A 26296-nucleotide genomic window follows, 5' to 3' on the forward strand; every position below is an offset into this window, starting at 1 on the left:
ATTGACTTTTTAGGTAAAAAAGCATATATTCAAGGTGAGTAGATAACCATTGTTAAGTCTTTTTTGCTGCTTATGCATCAATAAGCAATGAAAAAGCTTTTTTTTATCCTGCGCTTAAATTAGTAATAGAAAGAAAGGTTGGACTTCATGAAAGAATTAGAAGAACGTATTTTAAAAGATGGCACTGTTTTAAAAGGAGAAGTTTTAAAAGTAGACAACTTTTTGAACCATCAAATTGATCCTAAACTTATGCAATCTATCGGGAATGAGTTTGCTAACTATTTTTCCGATAAAGGGATCACAAAAATCGTAACGATCGAGTCATCCGGTATTGCACCAGCCGTTTTCGCAGGATTGGCTTTAGGCGTTCCAGTAGTATTTGCGCGTAAACAAAAAAGTTTAACATTAACAGACGATTTTTATTCTACTGAGGTGTATTCCTTTACTAAAAAAATGACAAGTACGATCGTGATTTCTAATAAGTTTCTAGAGAAAACCGATAGGGTATTATTGATCGATGATTTTCTCGCTAATGGTCAAGCAGCCAAAGGATTGATCAGATTATGTCACGAAGCACAAGCTCAAGTAATGGGTGTTGGAATCGTGATTGAAAAATCTTTTCAAATTGGTCGCAAGCTGCTTGAGGAAGAAAATTATGATGTTTATTCTTTAGCACGTATTCGAGCATTCGAAGAAGGACAAGTAAAATTTATGGAAAAAGAAATAAAATAAATCACTAACAATAGGCTGCTCTAAAAGTAGAACAATTGCTTTTTGAGCAGTTTTTAAATTGGAGTATGGAATTTATTCGTTATTTTACTTGCTATTTAAATAAAATTTGATAATGTTAGACAGGATAATAAAATTTTTACTGAGCAGTTAGGAGAGAAAAAAATGGAAGTTGATTTACCTTTTTTACTATTAATTTTTGTCATCAATGTTATTTATATTTCTTTGAACACGATCCGTTTTATGTTGACCATGAAAAGTTATCGCTTAGCTGCGTCACTCGTATCAATGGTTGAGGTAACGATTTATGTCGTTGGTTTAGGATTGGTATTAGATAGTTTAGATAATTACCTTAATCTTGCTGTTTATGCTTTAGGATACGGAGTTGGAATCGCACTGGGGATAAAAATAGAAGAATTTTTAGCTCTAGGATACATTATGGTCACGGCTATTGTTCCAGATGTGCAAACGAAAATGCCTGAAGAGCTACGTGATTTAGGATATGGCGTGACAACGAGCTTGGCATTTGGCCGAGAAGGAGATCGAATGGTCTTAGAAATCTTGACACCTAGAAAAACAGAACGTAAATTATACAAACAAATCAGCGAGATTGAATCAAAATCGTTTATTATCTCTTATGAACCTAAATACATCAATGGCGGTTTTTGGACAAGAAAATTAAAAAAACGCCGTAAAGAACTTCGAGATGAAGAACAAAAATAAAATTAACCATTTCGCATCAAAATTCCATTTGTGTTCCAGGATGAAAATGGTGAATGTTGTCAATGACAGATGACAAGATAACTGCTAAACTTGGAACAAGCAAATGAAAAATAATAATCGTTAAGAAGGTAGTGATAATTTGTCTAATCTAGTTAGTCCTGGGAAAATAATTGGAATCATTGGCGGCGGAGAAATAGCACGAATGATGGCTTTATCTGCTAAAAAGATGGGCTATCGTGTGGGTGTTCTGGATCCTGAAAAAGATTGTCCAGCAGCACAAGTTGCAGATTGGGAAATAACTGCTCAATATGACGATCAAGAAGCGTTAATGGATTTTGCCATGGCATGTGACGTTGTAACGTACACATATGATAATAGTGATGCAGATGCTATCACAAGAATGAAAAAAACGGTCTCTGTTCCACAAGGGGCTGAATTGCTTTCCATCACCCAAGATCGATTATTGGAAAAAGCGTATTTAGAAGCAAGCAACATCAACCTGGCTCCATATGTCACGATTGTGACTGTTGATGATATTAAAGGAGCTATAGACGAAATAGGCTTTCCTTGTATCTTAAAGACAATCAGTGAACGTCACAATGGAAAAGACCGATGTGTTCTTCAAAGTGAAGAAGATATTTCAAAAGCGGCTTTTTTATTAAAAAGAGGAACTTGTGTATTAGAAGCATGGATCCCATTTGAACGCGAATTATCTGTAATAGTTGTACGAAATCAAGCCAATCAAATAATCGTTTTTCCAGTAGTAGAAAATATCCATCGTAATGGCGTTTTACTTAAAAGTATTGTTCCCGCGCGCATCGAAGATTATGTAGTAGAAGAAATAGAACGGATTGCTCGGACTGTGGCTGATAATATTGAATTGATAGGTGTTTTAGGAATTGAAATGTTTATCACTTCAAGTGGAGCCTTATATGTGAACGAACTTATTCCAAGACCTCATCATTCAGGAAATTATAGCATTGAGGCTTGTACTTTGTCGCAATACGATGCTCATATTCGTGCCATCTGCGGGTGGCCTTTACCTGAAACAGAGTTGCTTTCTCCAGTCGTTATGGCAACTATTTTAGCTGAGCATGAAGAAGCAACAAAAGTCCAAATCCAATTAAAACCAAATTGGAATTTTCATTATTATGGCAAGGAACAAGCCAAAGAGGGTCAAAAAATTGGTCATATTACTATATTAACTAAAAATATCGAAAAGACATTGGACACCATCACAGATACGGGGATTTAACAAAAAGGAGCTTACTAAACGATGATAGAACGGTATACGAGATCTGAAATGGCGGCCATTTGGTCTGATGAAAATCGTTATAATACTTGGTTAGAGGTCGAAATATTGGCTGTTGAAGCATGGGTTGAATTAGGCGAAATACCTGCAGAAGATGTGAAGAAAATCCGTGCGAACGCGTCATTTAAAGTCGAGCGCATTTTAGAAATAGAAAAAGAAACAAGGCATGATGTTGTCGCCTTCACCCGTTCAGTTTCTGAATCATTAGGAGAAGAACGTAAGTGGGTCCATTATGGATTGACCAGTACAGATGTTGTGGATACGGCTTATGGCTATCAATTAAAACAAGTGAATGACGTGATACGCCAAGATTTACAAACTTTTTTAGCAATTATTGGTGAAAAAGCCAAAGAATATAAATACACTGTAATGATGGGTCGAACTCACGGCGTGCATGCTGAACCCACTACTTTTGGCTTGAAATTAGCTCTTTGGTACTCTGAGATGAAACGCAATATTGAACGCTTTGAACATGCTGCAAAAGGTGTTGAAGCTGGAAAAATCAGTGGAGCTGTCGGAACATTTGCGAACGTGCCAACTTTTGTTGAAAAGTATGTCTGTGAGCACTTAGGAACGAGAGCGCAAGAAATTTCAACGCAAGTCCTTCCTCGTGATCTACATGCTGAATATGTTGCCACGATGTCATTGATTGCAACAAGTATCGAAAAATTTGCTACAGAAATCCGTGGATTGCAAAAATCTGAAACACGCGAAGTCGAAGAATTTTTTGCAAAAGGTCAAAAGGGATCTTCTGCTATGCCGCACAAACGCAATCCTATCGGTTCTGAAAATGTGACCGGCCTGGCTCGCGTTATCAGAGGCCACATGATGACAGCGTACGAAAATGTTGGACTATGGCATGAACGAGATATTTCTCATTCATCCGCAGAACGCATTATCTTACCCGATACAACTATTTTGTTAGATTACATGCTCAATCGTTTCGGGACGATCACTAAAAATCTGACTGTTTTTCCGGAGAATATGAAACGCAATATGGATGCAACTTTTGGCCTGATCTACAGCCAGCGTGTGCTGCTTAAACTTATTGATAAAGGGATGAGCCGTGAAGCAGCTTATGATCTGATCCAACCAAAAACGGCTATTTCGTGGGATGAACAGGTCTTATTCCGTCCGTTACTGGAAAAAGATGAAAAGGTGACAGCTGTGTTGACTGCAGCAGATTTAGACGATGCCTTTGATTATCATTACCATTTAAGAAATGTAGACGAAATTTTTCAAAGAGTTGGCTTAGGAGAGTAATGATTCGTGCAAATTTGCGTGGATGACCTATACTAGAGTAAAGCAAGTAAAAAAAGTAGCGAACTAAAATGGAAAAGCATAAGAAATTTTACTTTCTTATGCTTTTTTTAACATCTTTTTTAAAGGTGAGCAACTACGGACAGCGTAACTGCTTGTCGTTCAGCAAGAGAACAAGGTGGACAAGCAGAGGTGAAAAATAGGTTTGCTTGTCCAAAAAGAGAGCAAAGAGGACAAGCAGAGACGAAAAAGTTGGTTGCTTGTCCCAAAAGAGAGCAAAAAGGACAAGCAGAAGCAAAAAAAGCAGTTGCTTGTCTCAAAAACACTAGTAAATTAAAAAATTAATGTTATTATATTTAAGCATAGAAGTTAGGAGGGGGAAAATGGGAATAGCAAAGATGAAAGTTGTGACAGCTATGCTGCTGTTTGGGTCAATCGGATTGATGGTAAAAAATATTGAACTGACGTCAAGTGAAATCGCTCTTTATCGTGGAGTACTAGGAAGTTTATTTCTATTGCTCTTTTTGCTTCTAAAGAAAAAGAAGGTCTCTCGTATGGCACTAAAAAGCAATGCACTAATTTTGCTTTTTTCAGGAGCAGCGATTGGATTAAATTGGATTTTATTATTCGAAGCTTATAATTATACAACGATTGCGAATGCTACATTAAGCTATTATTTTGCTCCAGTAATTGTCATGATCTTTTCTCCCTTTTTGTTAAAAGAAAAGTTGCAGCCAAATAAAGCTGTTAGTATTCTAGCAGCTATGCTTGGCATGTTTTTAATCGTTGGAACAGGGACACAACTTAGTGGGAACTATATGCACTCGGTAGGAATTCTATATGGTTTAGGAGCAGCTGTTTTGTATGCAAGTGTAATCATGTTGAATAAATTAGTCAAAGATTTAACCAGTTTAGAGAGTACGATGATCCAATTGATGATGGCTTCTGTAACATTGGCTCCTTATGTATTCTTTACGCAAGGATTTGATTTAGTAGCAATCGAAGTACCCTCGATTCCTTATCTCATCATTTTGGGGATTATTCATACAGGCGTAGCTTATGTATTGTATTTTTCAGCTATGCAAAAATTGAAAAGTCAAACCGTTGCTCTGTTGAGTTACATTGATCCTGTTGCTGCAGTAGCGATGTCTGCCCTGTTCTTAGGTGAGAAAATGAGCGGCATACAAGTCATTGGTGGCTTGTTGATTTTGAGTTCGACGCTCATCGGAGGAATAAAATGGTCAAATAAAGAAGCTTTTGCTATAAAAGAGAAGACGAAATAAAAAAACAATTAGAAGAAGTGGCACCCTTCAGAGGTCTAGTTATTTATTGGAATTCCCCTTTATTTCAGACTGGTTTAAAATCAGGATAAAGTGGTAAACTTGAAATTGAGCACGATAAAACCTATAATTGATATAGGTCCACGAAATATAATGACCTTATTTTATTCTTTTGGTATAGACTGGAAATGGAAATAATATAAATAGGCAGGTGAGTAAAATTGTCTAAACCAAAAAAACTAGAAGCTAAAGTCTACCAGCATAGCAAAAATCAAATATTAACCAGGCAGTGGTTGCCCCAAACGCATATTACAGAAATTGGCCTAGCTAAAGAATTAGGCATCAGCCGAACTCCGATTCGACAAGCTTTTTTGAGATTGGAAAAAGAAGGATATATAGTCATTGAACCCAATAAGGGAATAAGAATTCAAGAAAAACAAATTTCCTTGCAAGAATTTCATGAACAGTTAGATTTTATGGAGTTAGTACTAATTGATCATTTACATTTTCTGCAGATCAAAGAAATTCAATTTGATACAGATGCTTTAGAAAATACGGTTGATCAAATTAACCGGGTAGCTGATGAAAAAGACTTAGATATTTTTTTAACCATTGAATTTGATTACATGAGAGGTCTTTTTCGTTACGCAAAGAATAGCTATGCAACATCTTTATTTTTGGATACGTTCAGGAGTATAAAAGAACAAAATAATGAAGAAATCAAAGATTATTTACAACTCATCCAATCAACGAAAGTAAAGCATTTTAATCAAATAGTACTTTTTTTAAAAAATAATGATTATCCTTTAGCTAGAAAAGAAGTCCGCATTTTAGTCAACCAGCTTAGTCTGATTGCGATCCAAGGTATTTAAAAGTAAGTGTAATCGGAGCAGAACAAAAAGAAAAAAGATTCTTTTTTTTAAAGAATCTTTTTTCTTTTGTCTTACTTAATTTGAAACTGTTCATTTATCACTCAAAGTGTCTTTATTTATGGTAATATTATCCTTGAGAAATTATGCAAAATTTAAATAAATTTTGCTAGACTAGGGAAGTCCATATCCTATCTTTAGAGTAAGAAAATAGGATGTTATAAGAGAGGATGTAAAGAATTGGTATTACGAGATGACTTATTAAATGGAATGAATCCAAAACAAAAAGAAGCCGTTATTTGCACACAAGGGCCGCTTTTAATTATGGCCGGTGCGGGAAGTGGGAAAACGCGCGTCTTGACACACCGCATCGCTTATTTGATTGAAGAGAAAAATGTTAACCCATGGAATATTTTAGCCATTACATTTACCAATAAAGCCGCTAAAGAAATGAAAGAACGGGTCGTTCGTCTCTTAGAAGAAGGCGGAAATGATGTTTGGGTATCTACTTTTCACTCAATGTGTGTCCGTATCTTACGCCGCGACATTGATCGTATCGGGTATACGCGCGCCTTTACCATCAGTGATCCGAGTGAACAACAAACATTGATGAAACGAATTTTAAAAGAACGTAATATCGATCCTAAAAAATACAACCCAAGAGCTATCTTAGGTGAAATCAGCAATGCAAAAAATGAACTAGACACACCAGACGATTACCGTAAACGAGCAGGAAGCTTTTTTGAAAAAATCGTTGCGGATTGCTACGATGATTACCAAAGAGAGCTGCGCCACAACCAAGCATTGGATTTTGATGATCTGATCATGCTGGCTATTCGTTTGTTCAAGGAAAGTCCTGAAATATTAGACTATTATCAAAATAAATTTCATTACATCCATGTTGATGAGTATCAAGATACAAATGAAGCACAATACACCTTGGTAAATATGTTGGCTGAACGATTTAAAAACTTATGTGTTGTTGGCGATGCTGACCAAAGTATTTACGGCTGGCGTGGAGCAAACATGGAAAATATTTTGAATTTTGAAAAAGATTATCCAGATACAACGACTGTTTTGCTAGAACAAAATTACCGTTCAACTAAATTGATTTTACAAGCAGCCAATGACGTAATTGGAAATAACTCTAAGCGTAAGGTGAAAAAACTGTGGACAGATAATCACGATGGCGAAAAAATTACGTATTATCGTGGACAATCTGAAGGCGATGAATCGCGTTACGTCATTTCTAAGATTCAAGAAGAAATGAAAGAAAACCGTTATAATTATGGTGATTTTGCAGTCCTTTACCGCACGAATGCCCAATCACGTGTCATTGAGGATAGTTTATTGAAATCAAATATTCCTTATAAAATGGTTGGCGGACACAAATTCTACGATCGTAAAGAAATTAGAGATGTCCTAGCATATCTACGTTTGATTGCTAATCCTGATGACAATATGAGTTTTGAACGAGTTGTCAATGTACCTAAGCGCGGTATTGGCCCCGGTACGATTGAAAAATTGAGGACTGCTTCAAACCAATACGGTTGGTCTCTTTTAGAAACAGCTTTAAATGTTTCCATCACACCGATTTCCGGAAAAGCTGCGAGTGAACTTGAAGGATTTGGCTTCATGATGAAAGACTTACGCCAAATGCAAGAATATGTTCCAGTAACGGAATTAGTCCAAGAAGTTTTAAAACGTAGCGGCTACCAAAAATCGCTAGAATTAGAACGCACACTTGAATCTGAGACACGTTTAGAAAATATTCAAGAATTTCTGACCGTAACCCAACAATTTGAAAAAGAAAATACGGAAGATAAAACATTGTTGACGTTCTTAACCGATTTGGCATTGGTTTCTGATTTAGATAATTTAGAAGAAGAACCTCAAAGTGAAGTAACGTTAATGACGCTTCACGCAGCCAAGGGATTAGAATTTCCTATTGTTTTCCTGATAGGATTAGAAGAAGGAATCTTCCCGTTATCTCGTTCGATGATGGAAGAAGATCAATTAGAAGAAGAGCGTCGTCTAGCCTACGTGGGAATCACACGAGCTGAGAAAAAATTATACATTACAAATGCTTATTCCCGCGTGCTATATGGCCGTACACAAAGCAATCCGGCATCACGTTTTATAAATGAAATCACAGATGAAGTCTTAGAATCCGGCAATCCGCAAGCGCAAACGTTGAATACGCCATTTAGCCGTTCAGCAACCAGCTCTATCCAGCGCAATCAAGCAACTCGAGCAACCAGCCAAGTTTATAAGGCACCCGTGGCCGACAAAACCTCAAGCGGTGCAGATAAATTAGATTGGGAAGTTGGCGACAAAGCCGTGCATAAAAAATGGGGTGTCGGTACAGTTGTCAAAGTTACCGGTACAGCTAACGACCTTCAACTTGATGTGGCCTTTAAAGAACAAGGCATCAAACGCCTACTAGCCGCCTTCGCACCCATCGAAAAACAGCAGGATGCGGAGTGACCCTGAAAGACACACAGTAAAAACAGGGAATCACAGAGAAGATGTTTCATCTTCGGCGGGATTCATCTTTTTTACAAAGTGTCTGGGTCACGTAGCTCAACAACAGGATGCAGAAAACGACGCTTAGGCTCGAAAGAAAAACAAAGAATCTCGTAGAGGATGTTTCATCCTTGGAGAGATTATGTTTTTTCCGAGAGTCTGTCGTTTGATGCTCAACTAAAATAGGATGCGTAGTGTCTCGTTTATCCTTGACAAGAAAACAGGAAAAATTCATAGTGGGTGTTGTTCCCACGAAGAAGTTTTATCTTTTTCTTGAGAGGATGAGACACGAAGTTCAACTAAAGGATGGCGTAGAGACCTTGAAAGACGCACAGGATGCAGAAAACGACGCTTAGGCTCGACAGCGTTTGAGACAAAGAACTGAAATTAAAGGTCTCGTTTGTCCCGTTCGCAGTTTGTTTAAAAAAGTAACTAGTAGTTTTTTATAAAATCTAACGTATGAAAGGAATTAGGGGTATGTCCACACAAGATTTTGAATCTGCGAAACAACGGGTTTTCGACTTGCGAACATTATTAGATCGATACAGCTATGAGTATTATGTGAAGGATGCACCATCGATCGCCGATGCAGATTACGACAAGCTGTATCAGGAACTAGTAGCTCTGGAAGAAGCTTTTCCGGACTTAATCAGTAGCGATTCTCCAACGCAGCGCATAGGTGGAACGATTTTGCCCGGGTTTGAAAAAGTCATTCATGAAGCACCTATGTTAAGTCTAGGGAATGCATTTGACGAAGGCGACTTGCTTGATTTTGATCGACGCATCAAAAAGCTAACGGATAAACCGTTTAGTTATATCTGCGAACTGAAAATAGATGGTTTGGCAGTATCGTTAAAGTATGAAGATGGAAAACTTGTTCGTGCAGCAACGCGCGGAGATGGGACCGTTGGCGAAAACGTGACGCAAAATATTCGTACCGTTAAATCCGTTCCATTGCGCTTGAAAAATCCCTATTCGATTGAAGTGCGTGGCGAATGTTACATGCCTAAAGCTTCATTCATCAAATTGAATCAAGAACGAGAAGAAAATGGCGAAGCGATTTTTGCTAATCCACGTAATGCAGCAGCTGGTGGATTGCGCAATTTGGATCCAAAAGAAACGGCTAAACGAAACTTAAATACCTTTTTATACACGATTGGTGATTTTGGTGAGTTAACAGCTGTCAGTCAAGAAGATGCACTTCACCAATTGGATGAATTAGGTATTCGTACCAATCATGATCGCAGAGTATTCCAGACGATTGAAGAAGTTTGGGCGTATACGCAAGAATTTCAAGAAAAAAGAACTGCCTTACCGTACGAAATCGACGGCATCGTGATCAAAGTAAACGAATTTGCCGTTCAAGAAGAAGTTGGATTCACGGTTAAAGCACCTAGATGGGCGATAGCCTACAAATTCAAAGCCGAAGAAGCCCACACGGTTATTCGTGACATTGAATGGTCAGTCGGCCGAACGGGAGTCGTGACACCAACCGCTATCATGGATCCCGTCCAATTAGCAGGCACCACAGTTCAACGAGCAAGTCTTCATAATGAAGATTTGATCCACGAGCGCGATATCCGTCTATTGGATACGGTTGTCGTGCATAAAGCAGGAGATATCATTCCGGAAGTCACCCGCGTTATTTTGGATGAACGACCAAAAGATAGCCAGCCTTATGCGATTCCTACCCATTGCCCAGCTTGTGACAGCGAGCTGATCCATTTGGAAGAAGAAGTAGCCTTGCGTTGCATGAATCCAAAATGTCCAGCACAAATTACGGAGGGTCTATCCCACTTTGTTTCGCGAAACGCAATGAATATTGATGGATTAGGCATTAAAGTTTTGCAGCAAATGTTTGAAAAAGAGATGGTCCATGATGTGGCAGATCTATATACGTTAACCTTTGACCAACTTGTCACATTAGATAAAATCAAAGAAAAAGCAGCTACTAATTTGTTGACCGCCATTGATGCTAGTCGTACCAACTCACTTGAGAGATTACTATTTGGCTTGGGTATTCGTCATGTCGGAGCTAAAGCGGCCAAATTGATCGCCGAACGCTTTGAAACGATAGATGCCGTGCAGCAAGCTGAAAAAGAAACCATTATTTCAATCGAAGGTATCGGAGAAATTATCGCCGAAAGTGTGGTCGCTTATTTCAGTTTGCCAGAAGTAAGTGCTTTGATTCAGGAATTGAAAAACAGTCAAGTAAACATGACTTACTTAGGAAAGAAAAAGGAAGAAGTCGTGACTGGTGATTCTTATTTTAATGGAAAAACTATTGTACTTACTGGAAAACTAACGCACTTCACTCGTGAGGAAGCTAAAGAACGCATTGAAAATCTTGGAGGAAATGTAACCGGAAGTGTCTCTAAGAAAACGGATTTTGTGGTTGCAGGTGAAGAAGCCGGCAGCAAATTAGCAAAAGCCGAATCGTTAAATATTTCTGTCTGGGACGAAGATCAGTTGTTGGAAACATTAGAAGGAGAGGAATAAGAACAATGAACAAAAAAGCGATTGCTGTACTGGCTGCTAGTGTATTTCTGTTAAGTGCTTGTCAACCAGCAGAGGTAACAAATGAAACTGAGACGGTTACCGAAGAAACGGAAACAACAAGCCAACTATCAAATGAGTATTATAGTGCGATCATTACCGATAATGCGTACCAAACGAGTTTGAACAGAGGAATAACGTTAGGCCTAAACTCAACCATTAATTTGAAGGCCTTTGAGACCGGATTGATGAACTTATCGCAAGAACATTTTTCAACCGATTCTCATTATTTTCAAGAGGGTCAATACATTGATAGTGGAACAACGAATAGCTGGTTAGGTCGTGTCAGTGAAGAAAATCCAGATGGCTTGAATCCAGAAGATAACGGAAACAATGAACCCGACGAACGCAACCCGATTTATTTAGATTCATTTTTGGAGCAAAATTACATGGTCCAAAATGGTGATGGATTTGAACTTGGCGGAATTTCTATCGGTTTAGCCATGAATAGTGTCGATTATTACACAAAAAAAGCATACGGTTCAAGTTTTGAAACAAAAATTTCACAAGAAGAGATATTAGCAGAAGGTAAAGCGATGGCTGATAAAATCGTTCAACGTTTGCGTGAAACTGAAGGTATTGGAGACGTTCCAATCGCAATTGGTATCTTTGAACAGTCTACTGAAGATAATTTAGCTGGTGGTGTCTACATTGCAGAATCAGTCAGTGAAAATGGCTCAACTAGTTTCACAAACTGGGAAACAATTAATCAGAAGAAAGTTATTTTTCCAGCAAGTGGAGAGGAAAGCAATGAATTATCTAGTTTTGAAAATTTCAAGGCTGAAATTGAGAACTTCTTTCCAAATCTAAGTGGAGTAACAGCAGAAGCGCTTTACGTTGACGACCAAATTGTGGAAATGAGATTATCGATCAATACTCAATTTTATGGTGAAAGCGAAATTGTTGCCTTTACTCAACATGTTGCAGAGAAAGCTTCTTCATTCTTAGTGCCAAATATTCCAATTGAAATAACGATTGGCTCCATAAATGGAACTGAATCCTTCCTAGCCCGAGAAGCAGGCGAAACCGAATTCTACTCACACATATTCGATTAGGATGCGGAGTTCGACGTCAAGGCTCGACAGAAAAACAAAGAATCTCGCAGAAGATGCTGAGTGTGTCGGTTATCCTCGACAGGAAACATGAAGTTGAATTACAAATTTGTTTAGCAAAGGTATTAGGGTAATTGTCCTAATGCCTTTTTTGTATAATGGAATAATTATTTAAAGTTGATTGAAAAGTATAGATTGTTCGCTAAATAGTGTTATTGTTTAAAATAAAAATTTCTTCCGGAATAACGGGTTTGCTTGTATAGACCGTGGAATCGCATGAAGCCAAAAACAAGTCTTCATGCTTTCAAGCCTCAAAAAGGGCGTAATCGCTGAAGCGTTAATGCCCTTTAATTCGCATTGAATTCTTTACACGGCTACAAGCAACCCTATTCCTTCAGCAATTTTCAAAGTAAGTGATCCACCGGATCTATGAGTATTAAAAAGGATATTTGAAAGGTAGATACTGGTAGACAAATTAAAAAAATGCTGTTATGATAATTTTATATAAGCGCTTACACAAAATTCTGAATTTTGTGGAGGGATAGTAGTGAATTTAGATTGGATAAAAGTACGTTCAGTGTTAACACCTGATAGAACCGCTTTGGTCGATCCATTAAAAAAAATAGAGTGCACATACAAGGACCTTAATGTCCGCGCCGAGAACTTAGCCCATTATCTTAGACAACAAGGTGTAGTAAAAGGGGATAGAGTTGCACTTTATGCACCAAATGATCTGAGTTACTTTGATGTTTTGCTTGCATGTATAAAATTAGGAGCCATTTTTATTCCATTGAACTGGCGTCTGAAACCAATTGAAATCAAAAGAGTACTAGAAAATGCAGAACCCAAACTTATTTTGCATGCTAGTCAAATCAGTGAACGTTTGTCTTTTGTAGAGGCTTCTTTGTTGTCGCTAGATGTTGATAGTAAAAAGTACAATGATATATGTGATAGTTCGACTCATGTGGAATTCCAATCTGAATCCTTAGAGTTGGATACACCAGTTATGCTGATTTATACGACTGGAACAACCGGTGATCCAAAAGGAGCAATCATTACTCATAACGGAATGGTCAACAATTCTATGAATACGATCATGAGCTGGAACATTACGCATGATGATGTCACGATCGCCAGTGCGCCGATGTTTCATATAGCAGGCCTTTCCGGTATTATTATTCCTTTGTTGCTGATTGGTGGAAAAGTGATCATCAATCGCTTTTTTGATGGAGTCCATACGAATGAACTAATCAAACAATATAAACCTACGATGCTGTTTATGGTACCCACTATGTATTATGGGTTGATCAGCGCCGAGAACTTCAGTAAGAGTAATTTGAAAAGTGTGCACACATTTGTGGCTGGAGGTTCTCCACCGCTTAAAGGAGTAGTGAATTATTTTGTAAAAGAAAAAATTCCACTGATCAATTCGTACGGGTTAACAGAAGCAGGACCTAATAATTTTAAATTAACGAGCGAAACCGCTTTGCAGCAGCCATTTAGTATCGGCTATCCGAGCTTCTTTGTTGAAGCAAAAATAGTAGATGAGAATAATGAAGAAGTTGAACAGGGGCAAATAGGTGAGTTGTTGTTGGCAGGACAACATACTTTCAAAGGATATTGGAACAAAGATGAAGAAACCCAAAAAGCCTTTTTGGGAGCATATGTCAGAACAGGTGACTTGGCGAAAAGGGATGAAAATGGGCTTTATTATATTGTTGACCGCAAAAAGGAAATGATCATCACGGGTGGAGAAAATGTTTTTCCATCTGAAGTAGAGGAAGTTTTGAATGCCAATCCTTATGTGAAGAATTCTGTAGTAGTTGGCTATGAACACCCAAGATATGGACAATCTGTTGGGGCGGCTCTTATTTATGATGGAGATAGTTCCAACATAGCAGAGTTGGAACAACACGCATATGCCAACTTAGCTGGGTATAAAACACCGAAACAGTATCTTTTTTTAGAAACATTTCCAGTAAATTCAGTCGGTAAAATCGACAAAAGAGAGATTAGTCGCCTTTTGAATGAATTATCGGTTATAAAAATAAACCTCTAAATAAAAATAGTAAACATCAAAAAAAAGAATCATCCAATCGTTAACGGATGATTCTTTTTTTATGTAAATTTTAATTTTTAATGGATCGATTTCCTTAAACTAATGGCTCAAAAGACTTGATAGTAGTGCTTTTTCAATTAAGCATTAAAAAAGGTAATGTTTAGTATTACAAATTGTAATTAGAAAAGTAAAAGAATGACTATTATAATAAGAATGTAAGCGCTTATATAATAAAAAATAAGGGGTGTCAAGTATGGAAAATAGAGAACAAGTAGTACGCATGGAAAATAGAAAACCAGTGTCGAAATTGGAAAATAGAGAACAAATATTGAAGGAAATGTACCCAGAAGATATTTTGAAATTCTCGGAAAGTTTAACAGATGGCGAAATTGTCGTCCTTCAGCGTGTCCGTAAAGCAGTAGATGAACATCTAAGACCCGTTATTAATGATTACTGGAAAAAAGGAGAATTTCCGTTTGAAGAATTTAAACATGTAGCGAACACAGGATTGATAAGTGATCCTGCACTGTTTGAAAATCAACCAAATCGATTTATGTGGCGAAACACTTACTTCTTATTCTTGGCATATGATTTGTACAAATTTGATGCCTCGATTGCAACATTCTTTGGCGTACACGCCGGACTTGGCTACTTCTCTTTCTTATTAGGCGGCAGCCCAGAACAACAAATGAGATGGTTGCCTAAACTGCAAAATTTCGAATTACAAACGTGCTTTGCCTTAACGGAACCGGAACATGGATCTGATACAGCTGCAGGATTAGCAACTACTGCAAGCCGTGAAGGAGATAAATGGATCTTAAATGGTGAAAAACGTTGGGTCGGTGGAGCGAGCTCAGCTGATTTGATTCCAGTATATGCGCGTGATTTGGCTGACAACAAGGTGAAATGTTTTATTGTAGAAAAAGGACAAAAAGGGTTGAGCGTAGATGATATTGATGACAAGATCGCTTTACGCATCGTTCAAAATGGAAATATTCATTTGGATAACGTGGAAGTGGCTGAAAGCAATCGTCTACAAAACATCAATGGGTTCAAAGATGTGGCGAAGGTATTGTACGCAACACGTGCTGGAGTGGCTTATGCTGGAGCAGGGATGATGGCAGGATCTTTAGAGGCAGCTCTTGAATATACAACTAATCGGGTTCAATTTGGCAAACCAATCGCAAGTTTCCAACTGGTACAAGAAAAACTAGCCAGAATGCAAGCAAATGCAGTCAATGCATTAGCTTTAAGTGCTCGGTTAGCTGAGTTACAAGAAAGAGGCGAATTCAGTGAAATCAATGCGTCTCTTGCTAAAATGAACAACTCTTTACGCTTAAGAGAAACGGCTGCACTTGGACGTGAAGTTTGTGGTGGGAACGGTATTACACTTGAAAGAAATGTCGCACGATTCTTCTGTGATGCAGAAGCAATCTATTCTTATGAAGGTACTCATGAAATGAATGCGTTGATCATCGGACGTAAATTAACTGGTATATCTGCTTTCGTTTAAGCGAAACAGCATAAAATAGATTGGAAGGTGTAGAGGATGACTTTTAATGATCAATATCAAGCTAAATTAAAAAGCCTGACTGAAGCTGCTTCACAGATTCAAAGCAATGAAGTGATTTTGTCTAACCCAGTTGCGGCTATGCCGATCTCACTGATCACTGCTATCACTAAACGGTATAAAGAGTACGAAAATGTCAAATTGTTTTCTGCATTTGTGATTCATCCGTTTGATTTTTTCACTAATCCGGAAGTTGCGGAACGAATCAGATACCATTCTTTCTTCATGGGACCTCTAGAACGTCAGTTGATTCCATACGGTACATTTTCGATAGATCCGGTCAACTTTTCTAATTTGAAACTGTTGATTGAACAACGGATCAAACCGACAACATTTGTTACGACTGTTTCTGAAATGGATGCAGACGGGTATTTCAACTTTGGGCCGATGGGCGTCACTATCGGAGAGGTCGGCAGTAAAGTAGCTGAAAAAGTTATTATTCAAGTTAACAAAAATGTTCCAGTCGTTCATGGGACCCATAATCAAATTCATATCGATGATGTGGATATGATTGTTGAACAAGATGAACAGTTGCTTGAAGTCCCAGAGACGCCTTCCAGCAATATCGATAAAAAAATTGCTGAGTGGATCGTTCCTCATGTCAGAGACGGTTCGACTATCCAAATCGGGTTCGGCGGTTTGGCAAATGCTGTCAGTTATGGGCTGGACAGTAAAAAAGATTTAGCTGTGCATACTGAAATGATCACGGAATCGATGGTATATTTGACTGAAAAAGGAGTAATTTCCGGACCGATACGAGGCGGTTTTGCAATGGGAACGCGCAAATTGTATGACTTCAGTGGTAAAAATAGCCAAATCAGTATCGAACCGTTGCACCTTGTAAATGATCCATCGAGAATTGCTCAAATCGACAACTTTGTTTCTGTTAATGGCTGTTTGATGGCTGATTTAACTGGGCAAGTGGTTTCAGAAGGAGCTGGCACACGCTTTATCAGTTCGGTTGGTGGAGCCAATGACTTCGTACGCGGAGCAACAAAATCCAAAGGTGGCCAAAGCTTTATCTGTTTACCGTCTACAAATAAAAATGAAAAAACGGGTGAAGTGACTTCTACGATTGTGTTCTCTTTCCCAAAAGCTACTCCAGTAACAGTTCCACGGGCTGACGTTCAGTATATTGTGACTGAACATGGGATAGCAGATATGTTCAATAGAAGTATCGAAGATCGTGTAGAAGAAATGATTTCAATCGCAGATCCAGCTTTCAGAGAGGAACTGAGAGAACAAGCTATAAAAGCAGGCTACATCAAAAATGTAATGCCAATGTCATTAACTTGAGTTTTTGGAGGTATAGAAATGAATATAAAAAAAGCAACCGTATTAGGCGCAGGAACCATGGGAGCACAAATAGCTGCCTTACTAGTCAATGCAGGTCTAAAAGTGAAACTGTTAGATATCGTTTTAGATAAAGACGATAAAAATAAACTGAGTAAAGGGGCCTACGACAGAATTACACATCCAAAAAAAAGCATGCTCTATAATGCCGATTGGAATAAAAATTTGACTTATGGCAACTTTGAAGATGATTTAAAAGAAGGCGACGATTCCGATATCTTTATTGAAGCCGTCACTGAAAAGCTAGCTATTAAACATGATTTGTGGCAAAAAGTGGCTGCTATTGCGAAGAAAGAAGCTATTCTTTCTACTAATACTTCCAGTATTCCAATCGGTGCCATTGCCCAACCCCTTCAGAAAGAATCGAAAGCAAGATTTGTAGGCTTGCATTTTTTCAATCCACCGCGTTACATGAAGCTAGTTGAAATCATTCCTCATGCAACAACTGATGAAGTGGTCGTTGAAGATTTGAAAGATTTTGTTTCAACTGTATTAGGCAAAGGGGCAGTAGATACCAATGACGTCAGCGGGTTTGTGGCGAATCGAATCGGAACGTATTCAGCTTCTGATATCGCCTATCGGGCAGAACAACTTGGCTTGTCAATTACCGAAGTGGATGCCATCACCGGTAAAATCATTGGACGGCCTAAGACTGGAACGTTCAGATTACTAGATATGGTAGGAATCGATATTGGCTACTTTGTGACAAAAACCATGATGTCTAATCCGGAAGAAGCAGCCTATTTCAAAATGCCGAAATTGGTTGAAAAATTAGTGGTTCTGGGTAATTTTGGGGATAAAACAAAACAAGGTTTCTACAAAAAAGACGGTAAAAAACGCTTAGTGTTTGATGGGGAAACTGAAACGTATGTTGAACCTAAGCCTGTTGAATTGCCTATCTTAAAAGAATTTAGTCGGGATTTGACGAAAAACTTAACAACTATTTTTGAGTCGGAAGACGAAGTGGGTATTTTCTTATGGGAAACACTGCGCAATTTGATGCACTACTCAGCAAGCAATGTACCTAAAGCGACAAATGATTACATCAATGTAGATCGAGCTATGGTCTGGGGATACAACTGGGCTGTTGGACCATTCCAACTATGGGATATGATGGGTCTAGAAAAAGTGAAGGCCAGAATGGAAAAAGAATTGGGTGAACTGCCGGAATGGATCAAGGAACGTAACGAACCGTTCTACCAAGAAGGTCAAAGTATCAGTCCAGCATCCAAACCAGAAGATTTTGCCCATAAGCAAATCTGGAAAGAAGAGGATTCAGAATTATTTGCGACGGAAGATAACTTCTTGATGTTAGCGATGAGAACGCCAAATAATACCATCACGGTGGGATTTGAAGGCGACATCGTCAAAGCAATCGATGTGCTAGAAAAAGAAAATTATAAAGGATTGCTGCTTTACTCAGATGGACCAAACTTCAGTGTAGGGGCCAATCTTTACTATATGAAGATGGCGATCGATCAAAATCTGGTCGATACCGAAACACGTAAAGGATCCGAATTATTCCATGAAGCCGTCAGACGCATGAAATTCGCTGCTAAACCAATTGTAACAGCGGTAAAAGGCAGAGCGCTTGGAGGCGGAGCAGAACTAGTGATGGCTTCACCTTACGTAGTGGCTGCGGCTGAAACGTATATTGGTTTAGTAGAAGCGGGGGTTGGATTGATTCCTGGAGGCGGCGGTCTGGCTGAATTGGCTGACCGGGTGTATCGTCAAGATGTATCCAGAGCGGATAAAATACGGCAATTGGCCGATATTTTAACGAAAGTTTCAATGGGTCATGTGACGATGAGTGCGTATGAAGCACAACAAATCGGATTCTTGAAAGAGACCGACATGATCATTCAAAATGAAGAGCTTGTATTTGAAGCAGCCTTGCAAACGTTGCGTTTAAAAGCGGCTTATAATTATGTTCCAAACAACTTGGTTGAATACGAGGTGCTAGGAACGAACTTCAAAGCAATTGCAGCAGCTCAGATTGATTCACTGATTGATGGACACTTTGCTTCTAAATACGATGGTGTCGTTACCGGCGCTATTGCAGATGTGTTGGCTGGAGGAGAAGTTCCTTTGGGCACTAAAGTCAATCAAAAATGGCTACAAAAACTTTCAGAAGATAATTTTGTCAAATTGAGCAAGAACGAAAAAACCTATGAACGTATTGTGCATATGCTAGAGAAAAAGAAACCACTAAGAAATTAATCGGATACTGCGGAGAAAGAGGCACCAGAATTTTTCCGCAGTCAGCAGAAAGGATTTGGATACAATGCAAGAAGCTTATATCGTAGCATATGGAAGATCAGCTGTAGCGAGAGGAAAAAAAGACGGAGCCTATTTTTATGATCGGCCCGAAGATATCGCTGCTCAAGTTTTAAAAGGGGTTATCGATAGAGTGGAAGGGGATTTCGACCCGACTCTTATTGAAGATGTGATCGTTGGGTGTTCAACTCCAGAAGGGCTCCAAGGGAACAATATCGCGCGTGCTATTGCTCTTAGAAGTGGGTTGCCTGAAACAGTGGCCGGTCAAACGGTGAACCGCTTCTGTTCTTCAGGACTTCAAACGATTGCTACTGCAGCCAACGCAATCATAGCTGGTCAAGCAGAAGTATTAGCAGCAGGTGGCATCGAGTTTATGAGTTCGACCCAAATGGGTGGAAGCGAGCCATCAAATAGCCCGTATTTGCAAGAACATGGACCGAAAATCGCTGTCCCAATGGGCATGACGGCAGAAAATGTCGCTGAAAAATACCATGTTTCAAGAAATGAACAAGATCAATTTAGTGTAGAAAGTCACCAAAAAGCACATAATGCTCAAACAGCCGGACGGTTTAAAGATGAAATCATTCCAGTAGAGATCCATCGGGTCAAAACGACTGGGGACAATGTGGAAGTGACAACCGAAATGTTTGATCAAGATGAAGGGATTCGTCCGAACACAACGCTAGATGTTCTTGGGAAGTTGCGCACTGTTTTTAAAGCAGATGGCAGTGTAACAGCTGGAACGTCCTCTCAAGTGAGTGATGGAGCTGGATTTGTTATCTTAATGTCTGGTGATAAAGTAAAAGAATTGGGGGTCAAACCAATTGCCCGCTTTATCTCCTTCAACGTTGCAGGGGTCGATCCTAAATTTATGGGCATCGGACCAGTGTATGCCATTCCTAAGGCTTTGAAGTTGGCTGGAATGGAACTAGAAGACATCGACTTGATTGAATTCAACGAAGCCTTTGCGGCACAAGCGATCGCTTCGATGAATGAATTGGGCATGAACCGTGACATCGTGAACGTCAACGGAGGAGGCATTGCGTTAGGTCATCCACTAGGAGCAACGGGAGCCATTTTAACGGCCAAATTATTGGGCGAAATGGCGAAACGTCCTGAAACCAAATACGGTATGGTCACTATGTGTATCGGAATGGGTATGGGAGCGGCCGGAATTTTTGAATATTTAAGATAAAAGGGTATAACTAAAAATTGAGAACTTTACTCCCACATTCATTTAGAATTCTTAATGTGGGAGTATTTGATTTGATGTATAATTAAAGTTGTACAAGTAACTAGTGTACTCACTTTTATAGCAATTTTTGTGAGGAGGAAAACATGAAGTTAGACATTGCACAGCTTAATTATTTTATTGCCATTGTCGATGCAAAGTTAAATCTGACGTTGGCTGCACAAAATATTCACGTGACTCAATCCGCACTAAGCCAATTCATCATCAATTTTGAAAGAGAAGAGGAATTACAGCTTTTCCATCGTAAAAATGGTCGTTTGACCGGATTGACACCGAGTGGGGAAAAACTGTATGAAAAGGCATTAGAAATAGTCGATAAATATGATGATCTTCATGAAATGTTGAAACAAGAAGCGCAAATTCAACAAGGAACGATCAGAGTAGGGATCTCCACGATTATTCTGCGATTGTTTTTCACCAAATTTATTCCAAAATTCATGATGAAAAATCCCGGAATTAAAATTGATATCGTCGAAGCAAATAATGAAGAATTAGTCATTATGCTGAACGAGAATCGCATTCATGCAGCTGTATTGGATGATCCGACTAAATTGCATCAAGATAAATTTGAAAAACACATATTGGCTTTAAGTGAAGTGACCGCTTTTATGCACCCCAATCATCCATTGACTAAAGAAGAAAAGTTGGACTGGAGAATGTTAGACAACCAGTACGTAGCAACATTTAATAAAGGTTTTGCGACACATACGATGGTGATGGACAAATTAAAAAAAGTGAAATCCCAGACAAAAGTATTGATTACGTCTGATTCTTGGGATTACATGGTTGAATCCACAACGCGTACTAATCTGGTTGCGTTACTGCCTTCAGCTAATTTTAAAAAGTATTACAATTATTTAGACAATATCGGAGTAGTCGAAAAACACTTCAATGATCCAATCACCTATACGACTGTCTTGTGTTTTCCGGTAAAAAAGAAGTATAGCAGTATAGAGAAGTTTGTATACGATTCTTTTACCAATGAATTCCCAGATTAGGACAGGAGTGAGGGACATGGCTATTATTGAATCATTTACGCAAGCTCTTCAAGGAGACTTGGGGCAGAAAATAAAGAAAGACACGATTGACCGCTCGTATACTTATGAAGATTTTCAAAAGTGGAAAAATTATTTTAAAGAAAAAGGCTTATTTAAAGAAATTGCCGAAAAAAAGATGGCCGAACAAAACATTCCGGCTTTGTGTGAATTTATCTATACGCTTGCGCAATATTTTCCTTCTTTGTCGTATTATTTTTTAAGTAAAATTTTGTTTGGGATCTTGGCATTGAAATTTTCCGCCACAGAAAAACAAAAAGAAATGTATCTGGATAAATTAGTCGAAGAAGATCTATTTGCAACATTTGCCAGCAAAGAACTTGAAGCCGGTTTCGAATTAAGAAGAATGCAAACGGTTGCAATAAAAGAGGTGGACAGCTGGGTTATTAATGGCGGGAAAGAAGACGTTGCCTGTACCCAAGAATCCGACCTTTTCCTTTTACTAGGAAAAATTAAACTTTCAGCGCAAGGAAACAATCAATATGGTCTTTTTTTATTAGAAAAAAATATGCCGGGTATCACGGTTCACTATAGTAAAAATAAAAAGAGTGAAAGCTCTTTGCGTACCGGCGCACTGACGATTGAAAATCTAGTTGTAGGAGATGCTCACTTTTTGGGCAGTTTACAAAACAATCATGAGGTGTTCAATCAAGTTCTCGACATGTGGAATCTCTTGCTGGCTGCGCAATTATTGGGCATCACCCGTAGTGTGTTTGATCAAGGACTCAACCATGCGCTAGAAATCAATCGCTTTGGGCAGCGGTTCATGGACGCGCCCTATATCCAGCAGCAATTTGCACAATACAAAATTGAATTGGAAGTCACTGAAAACTATTTTTCATTTATCAATCTTCAGACGCCTCCTTCGACGATCCAAGTAACACAATTAAAGTTTAAAGCAATGGAAGTGTCCAATGAAATCATTGATGGGGTTCTCGGCATTTTTGGATTCGCCACACTTCCGGCAGATCATGTTTTGAGAAATTTTAAAAGTATTTCTGAATCGGTAAAAAATATGGGTGAAACGCCTGATTTTCATTTGCGAAAAATCAGCAAGCAATGGAAAAAATAAAACTTAAAGGAAAGAGGTCTCTATGAATCCACGCTATGAAAAACGTAAAAACGAAAAGCAATCCTTTCTAACGGCGCTTGGCGGGAAGTTGGAACAGATCGAATCAGGCAAAGCCATCCTCTCTTTGAAAAAAGAAGAATGGTTGACGCAACATTTAGGCTATTTCCACGGAGGAGTCGTCACAGCATTGGCGGATTCAGCAGGGGGCGCGGCAGCCGTTACTATGGTACCCGAAAATTATCAAGTTGTGACTTCGGAGTTGACTATGCATTTTCTTCGTCCAGCGGTTGCCGATGAAATTATCGCCACGGCTGAAGTGATCAAACCAGGAAACCTATTGATTATCGTGGAATGCTCCGTAACAGACAAAGAAACGGGCAAACTGATTGCAAAAGCAGTTGGAACATGGATCCCCGTTAAAATGGAAGACGCCATGTTCAAGGGATAAAGAGGGAAGTTACTGGAACTGGCTATACAACTAAAAGAGCCGAGACAATTATTTGTCTCGGCTCTTTTAGTTGATTTATACTTTTTAGTGTTGATAGAGTGGCAGATTCGTCAAGTGCGACTTCACGAGTTCACGAAAGAGTGGCACCATTTTCGAGTGCGACTTCTTCGTCAAGGCTTTTTTCCAGCAGTTCGTTCACGAAAAAGGTTGTTACTTCGCGCATGGTATCTGTTTTTACGAGATGGCCTTCGTCTTCGTCTGTGAAGTAAAGATTTGTTAGGTCTTTGTGCTCGTCGGCAAAATCGGCCATGTCTTGATAAGGGACAATTAGATCTTGTTTGCCATGCCAAATAAATAATGACCGGCCGTCTAATGTTTCCGGATGCAGCGATAAATCATAATTGGGGATCCAATTTAGTAATTCATGGTAATCCTGTGGTAAGTACCGATTGAATTCTTTGGCATGTTTCACAATGCGGTCTTTATAAGCAGCTAATTTTGGCGAACCCATTAAGCAGGCCGCTGCCTTGATTTCCGGATGATGGGTCAACAAAGCGCAGGTCGTGATTCCACCCATGGACGTTCCACCAACGCCAATCACATCACCAACAAGTCCGCTTTTTTGAAAATGATCGATGATAAAGCTGAATTCGAACAAATTAGTTTGAATGCTTTGCCAAAAGGTTAGAGAAGGAATTTTTGAAACAGGTTGCTTGCGTTCGCCGTGATTGATGGCATCGGGTAATAATACTCGAAATCCTTGTTGCGCTAAATAACGGGCTTGCGTCACATTCAATTCTTTAGATGACTGCCAGCCATGATAATAAACCACTAATGGCAGCAAATCATTGCGCTGTTCGCTCGGCACTACTTCCAGTAAGGGTATGGTTCCTAATAGTCTTTTTCGAATGGTTATTTTCATTTTTTCCACCTCAACGTTATCATAGCAAAAAAAAGAGTCACTGAGTGAAAAGATTAACAGATTGAGCAATATTTTTAGCGCTGCTGTGATTACTAGAGAAATAGTAGCAAATTTATAATAGAATTAAGATACTGCATATAAGTGGTTTATGGTATCATAGTAAGGGAGTTTGAACTAAGATAATTTACCTAAGAAAGCGAGTGAACAAACCGATGGCTATTACTGAAGAGGACGTAAAACACGTCGCAAAATTAGCAAAACTAGAAATTAGCGATAAAGGCATTGCTCATTTCACAGAACAAATGGATGCAATCATTCATATGGTGGAACAATTAGAAGAATTAGATACTGAAAATGTACCGGTCATGATCCACGGCATGCGTACATATAACGTGATGCGCGAGGACAAAGCGGTTAAAGGAACAGATCGTGAATTGCTATTTACAAATGTAAAATCAGAAAAAGATGGCTTTATCAAAGTTCCTGCAATAATGGATAACGGGGAGGCAGGAGCATAATATGAACATAACAAACTATACAATAGAAGAATTGCATGAGTTGTTGGTCAAAAAAGAAGTGACGGCTCAAGATGTCGTAAAAGCTGTATTTGCCCGCATCAACGAAACAGAAGAAAAAATTGGCGCTTTTATTACACTGACTGAAGAAAAAGCTCTTGAACAAGCACGTGAAATTGACGCAGCAGGTATTGACCCAACGAATATTCTTTCGGGTATACCGATTGGGATCAAAGATAATATTGTAACCAATGGCACACTTACAACAGCCGGTAGTAAAATTTTGGAAGACTTTGTTCCAATTTACGATGCAACCGTATCGAAAAAATTAAAAGAAGTAAATATGATCTCTGTTGGGAAACTAAACATGGATGAATTCGCTATGGGCGGAAGTACAGAGACGTCTTACTATAAAACAACTCATAACCCATGGAATCTGGACAAAGTACCTGGTGGTTCTTCAGGTGGCTCTGCAGCAGCAGTAGCAGCAGGTCAAATTCCAGCATCTTTAGGTACGGATACGGGTGGATCGATCCGTCAACCAGCAGCGTTTAACGGAATCGTTGGGATGAAACCAACTTATGGCCGTGTATCACGTTTTGGTTTGATCGCTTTTGGATCAAGTTTGGACCAAATCGGACCATTGACACGCACTGTTAAAGATAATGCGTTAGTTTTAAATGCCATCAGCGGACATGATGCAAATGACTCTATGAGCTATGAAGGAACAGTTCCAGACTTCACTGCCGGCATTGAAGCAGGCGTCAAAGGAATGAAAATTGGTGTCCCAACAGAATACTTGAATGAAAAAGGCTTAGAAACAGGCGTGAAAGAAGCGGTTCTTAAAGCAATCGAAACATTTAAATCTTTAGGTGCAATCGTTGAAGAAGTTAGCTTGCCTCATTCAAAATATGGTGTACCGGCTTACTACATCATCGCTTCATCTGAAGCTTCTTCAAACTTGCAACGTTTTGACGGCGTTCGTTATGGGTACCGTTCAACCGAAGCAAAAACACTTGATGAAGTTTTCATAAAATCACGAACAGAAGGCTTTGGTATGGAAGTGAAACGTCGTATCATGCTTGGGACTTTCTCATTGAGCTCCGGTTTTTATGATGCTCACTTTAAAAAAGCTGGCCAAACAAGAACCTTGATCAGACAAGACTTTGATAAAGTATTCAAAGAATTTGATTTGATTTTAGGGCCAACAACGCCTACAACTGCATTTGGCATTGGTGAACAAATCGATGATCCAATTGCGATGTACCTAAGCGATATTTTAACGGTACCTGTTAATTTAGCAGGTGTACCAGCAATCTCTATTCCATGTGGTTTTTCAAATGAGCTACCAGTTGGTTTACAATTGATTGGAAATCATTTCGATGAACAAACGATTTATCAAGCGGCATACGCTTTTGAACAAGCAACTGATTTTCATCAAGCAAAACCAAGTGTGTAGGAGGAGA

General features: G+C 38.9%; 21 protein-coding genes. 20 read left to right on the forward strand and 1 reads right to left on the reverse strand.

Annotated features, from left to right (window positions below):
* Window positions 1-147: 147 nt before the first annotated feature.
* The 18 genes from BP17_RS04375 (at window position 148) to BP17_RS04455 (ending at window position 23393) form a co-directional block, all read left to right on the forward strand.
* Window positions 148-732, forward strand: a complete 585-nt coding sequence (locus BP17_RS04375) for a xanthine phosphoribosyltransferase (RefSeq protein WP_035052040.1) — start codon at window positions 148-150, stop codon at window positions 730-732.
* Window positions 733-894: 162 nt separating this feature from the next.
* The gene (locus BP17_RS04380; RefSeq protein ID WP_035052042.1) at window positions 895-1452 is read left to right on the forward strand and encodes a DUF2179 domain-containing protein; all 558 of its coding nucleotides are present in this window, start codon (window positions 895-897) and stop codon (window positions 1450-1452) included.
* A gap of 139 nt (window positions 1453-1591) precedes the next feature.
* Window positions 1592-2707 (forward strand): 5-(carboxyamino)imidazole ribonucleotide synthase, encoded by a 1116-nt coding sequence (gene purK, locus BP17_RS04385; RefSeq protein ID WP_035052045.1) that lies wholly within the window; start codon window positions 1592-1594, stop codon window positions 2705-2707.
* Between the two features lie 21 nt (window positions 2708-2728).
* A complete protein-coding gene (gene purB, locus BP17_RS04390; RefSeq protein WP_035052047.1) occupies window positions 2729-4027 on the forward strand; it encodes an adenylosuccinate lyase in 1299 nt (432 codons plus the stop codon).
* Window positions 4028-4216: 189 nt separating this feature from the next.
* Complete coding sequence (locus tag BP17_RS13360) at window positions 4217-4369, forward strand: hypothetical protein (RefSeq protein WP_156955998.1); 153 nt, start codon at window positions 4217-4219, stop codon at window positions 4367-4369.
* Window positions 4370-4407: 38 nt separating this feature from the next.
* Window positions 4408-5307: a DMT family transporter gene (locus tag BP17_RS04395; protein ID WP_035052049.1), complete on the forward strand. Its 900-nt coding sequence runs from the start codon at window positions 4408-4410 to the stop codon at window positions 5305-5307.
* A gap of 218 nt (window positions 5308-5525) precedes the next feature.
* Entirely contained in the window at window positions 5526-6176 is a 651-nt protein-coding gene (locus BP17_RS04400) for a GntR family transcriptional regulator (RefSeq protein WP_035052051.1), read from the forward strand.
* A gap of 237 nt (window positions 6177-6413) precedes the next feature.
* On the forward strand, window positions 6414-8660 hold the full coding sequence (gene pcrA / locus BP17_RS04405) for a DNA helicase PcrA (protein ID WP_035052053.1): 2247 nt from the start codon (window positions 6414-6416) through the stop codon (window positions 8658-8660).
* Window positions 8661-9176: 516 nt separating this feature from the next.
* Window positions 9177-11198: an NAD-dependent DNA ligase LigA gene (ligA, locus tag BP17_RS04410; RefSeq protein ID WP_035052055.1), complete on the forward strand. Its 2022-nt coding sequence runs from the start codon at window positions 9177-9179 to the stop codon at window positions 11196-11198.
* A gap of 5 nt (window positions 11199-11203) precedes the next feature.
* Window positions 11204-12310 carry a CamS family sex pheromone protein gene (locus BP17_RS04415; protein ID WP_035052058.1) on the forward strand — a complete coding sequence of 369 codons (1107 nt, stop codon included), beginning with the start codon at window positions 11204-11206 and terminating at the stop codon, window positions 12308-12310.
* 544 nt (window positions 12311-12854) lie between these two features.
* Complete coding sequence (gene fadD, locus BP17_RS04420) at window positions 12855-14366, forward strand: long-chain-fatty-acid--CoA ligase FadD (protein WP_035052060.1); 1512 nt, start codon at window positions 12855-12857, stop codon at window positions 14364-14366.
* A gap of 307 nt (window positions 14367-14673) precedes the next feature.
* Window positions 14674-15879, forward strand: a complete 1206-nt coding sequence (gene fadE, locus BP17_RS04425; protein ID WP_156956049.1) for an acyl-CoA dehydrogenase FadE — start codon at window positions 14674-14676, stop codon at window positions 15877-15879.
* A 36-nt stretch (window positions 15880-15915) separates the two neighbouring features.
* Window positions 15916-17232, forward strand: a complete 1317-nt coding sequence (locus BP17_RS04430) for an acetyl-CoA hydrolase/transferase family protein (RefSeq protein WP_035052062.1) — start codon at window positions 15916-15918, stop codon at window positions 17230-17232.
* An 18-nt stretch (window positions 17233-17250) separates the two neighbouring features.
* Window positions 17251-19509, forward strand: a complete 2259-nt coding sequence (fadB, locus tag BP17_RS04435) for a 3-hydroxyacyl-CoA dehydrogenase/crotonase FadB (protein WP_035052064.1) — start codon at window positions 17251-17253, stop codon at window positions 19507-19509.
* Window positions 19510-19573: 64 nt separating this feature from the next.
* Window positions 19574-20761: a thiolase family protein gene (locus BP17_RS04440; RefSeq protein ID WP_035052066.1), complete on the forward strand. Its 1188-nt coding sequence runs from the start codon at window positions 19574-19576 to the stop codon at window positions 20759-20761.
* Window positions 20762-20904: 143 nt separating this feature from the next.
* Window positions 20905-21816: a LysR family transcriptional regulator gene (locus BP17_RS04445; protein WP_035052068.1), complete on the forward strand. Its 912-nt coding sequence runs from the start codon at window positions 20905-20907 to the stop codon at window positions 21814-21816.
* Window positions 21817-21832: 16 nt separating this feature from the next.
* Complete coding sequence (locus BP17_RS04450) at window positions 21833-22945, forward strand: acyl-CoA dehydrogenase family protein (RefSeq protein ID WP_232219596.1); 1113 nt, start codon at window positions 21833-21835, stop codon at window positions 22943-22945.
* A gap of 22 nt (window positions 22946-22967) precedes the next feature.
* Window positions 22968-23393: a PaaI family thioesterase gene (locus BP17_RS04455; protein ID WP_035052070.1), complete on the forward strand. Its 426-nt coding sequence runs from the start codon at window positions 22968-22970 to the stop codon at window positions 23391-23393.
* Between the two features lie 130 nt (window positions 23394-23523).
* Here BP17_RS04455 and BP17_RS04460 read toward each other — a convergent pair whose 3' ends face one another.
* Window positions 23524-24315: an alpha/beta fold hydrolase gene (locus tag BP17_RS04460; protein WP_051910447.1), complete on the reverse strand. Its 792-nt coding sequence runs from the start codon at window positions 24313-24315 to the stop codon at window positions 23524-23526.
* Between the two features lie 212 nt (window positions 24316-24527).
* Between BP17_RS04460 and gatC the strand changes: the two genes are divergently transcribed.
* Both gatC and gatA read left to right on the forward strand, forming a co-directional pair.
* The gene (gene gatC / locus BP17_RS04465) at window positions 24528-24833 is read left to right on the forward strand and encodes an Asp-tRNA(Asn)/Glu-tRNA(Gln) amidotransferase subunit GatC (protein WP_035052073.1); all 306 of its coding nucleotides are present in this window, start codon (window positions 24528-24530) and stop codon (window positions 24831-24833) included.
* A gap of 1 nt (window position 24834) precedes the next feature.
* Window positions 24835-26289 (forward strand): Asp-tRNA(Asn)/Glu-tRNA(Gln) amidotransferase subunit GatA, encoded by a 1455-nt coding sequence (gene gatA / locus BP17_RS04470; RefSeq protein WP_035052075.1) that lies wholly within the window; start codon window positions 24835-24837, stop codon window positions 26287-26289.
* Window positions 26290-26296 lie beyond the last annotated feature (7 nt).

This window comes from Carnobacterium pleistocenium FTR1, from assembly GCF_000744285.1.
Lineage (GTDB): Bacteria > Bacillota > Bacilli > Lactobacillales > Carnobacteriaceae > Carnobacterium_B > Carnobacterium_B pleistocenium.

What these genes read in the sequence shown, in the direction of transcription:
- gatC (WP_035052073.1), top strand. Translation starts at nt 24,528, where the DNA reads ATGGCTATTACTGAAGAGGACGTAAAACACGTCGCAAAATTAGCAAAA.
- BP17_RS04455 (WP_035052070.1), top strand. Translation starts at nt 22,968, where the DNA reads ATGAATCCACGCTATGAAAAACGTAAAAACGAAAAGCAATCCTTTCTA.
- purB (WP_035052047.1), top strand. Translation starts at nt 2,729, where the DNA reads ATGATAGAACGGTATACGAGATCTGAAATGGCGGCCATTTGGTCTGAT.
- gatA (WP_035052075.1), top strand. Translation starts at nt 24,835, where the DNA reads ATGAACATAACAAACTATACAATAGAAGAATTGCATGAGTTGTTGGTC.
- BP17_RS04430 (WP_035052062.1), top strand. Translation starts at nt 15,916, where the DNA reads ATGACTTTTAATGATCAATATCAAGCTAAATTAAAAAGCCTGACTGAA.
- fadB (WP_035052064.1), top strand. Translation starts at nt 17,251, where the DNA reads ATGAATATAAAAAAAGCAACCGTATTAGGCGCAGGAACCATGGGAGCA.
- ligA (WP_035052055.1), top strand. Translation starts at nt 9,177, where the DNA reads ATGTCCACACAAGATTTTGAATCTGCGAAACAACGGGTTTTCGACTTG.
- BP17_RS04375 (WP_035052040.1), top strand. Translation starts at nt 148, where the DNA reads ATGAAAGAATTAGAAGAACGTATTTTAAAAGATGGCACTGTTTTAAAA.
- BP17_RS04440 (WP_035052066.1), top strand. Translation starts at nt 19,574, where the DNA reads ATGCAAGAAGCTTATATCGTAGCATATGGAAGATCAGCTGTAGCGAGA.
- BP17_RS04380 (WP_035052042.1), top strand. Translation starts at nt 895, where the DNA reads ATGGAAGTTGATTTACCTTTTTTACTATTAATTTTTGTCATCAATGTT.
- BP17_RS04415 (WP_035052058.1), top strand. Translation starts at nt 11,204, where the DNA reads ATGAACAAAAAAGCGATTGCTGTACTGGCTGCTAGTGTATTTCTGTTA.
- BP17_RS04450 (WP_232219596.1), top strand. Translation starts at nt 21,833, where the DNA reads ATGGCTATTATTGAATCATTTACGCAAGCTCTTCAAGGAGACTTGGGG.
- BP17_RS04395 (WP_035052049.1), top strand. Translation starts at nt 4,408, where the DNA reads ATGGGAATAGCAAAGATGAAAGTTGTGACAGCTATGCTGCTGTTTGGG.
- BP17_RS04445 (WP_035052068.1), top strand. Translation starts at nt 20,905, where the DNA reads ATGAAGTTAGACATTGCACAGCTTAATTATTTTATTGCCATTGTCGAT.
- BP17_RS04460 (WP_051910447.1), bottom strand. Translation starts at nt 24,315, where the DNA reads ATGAAAATAACCATTCGAAAAAGACTATTAGGAACCATACCCTTACTG.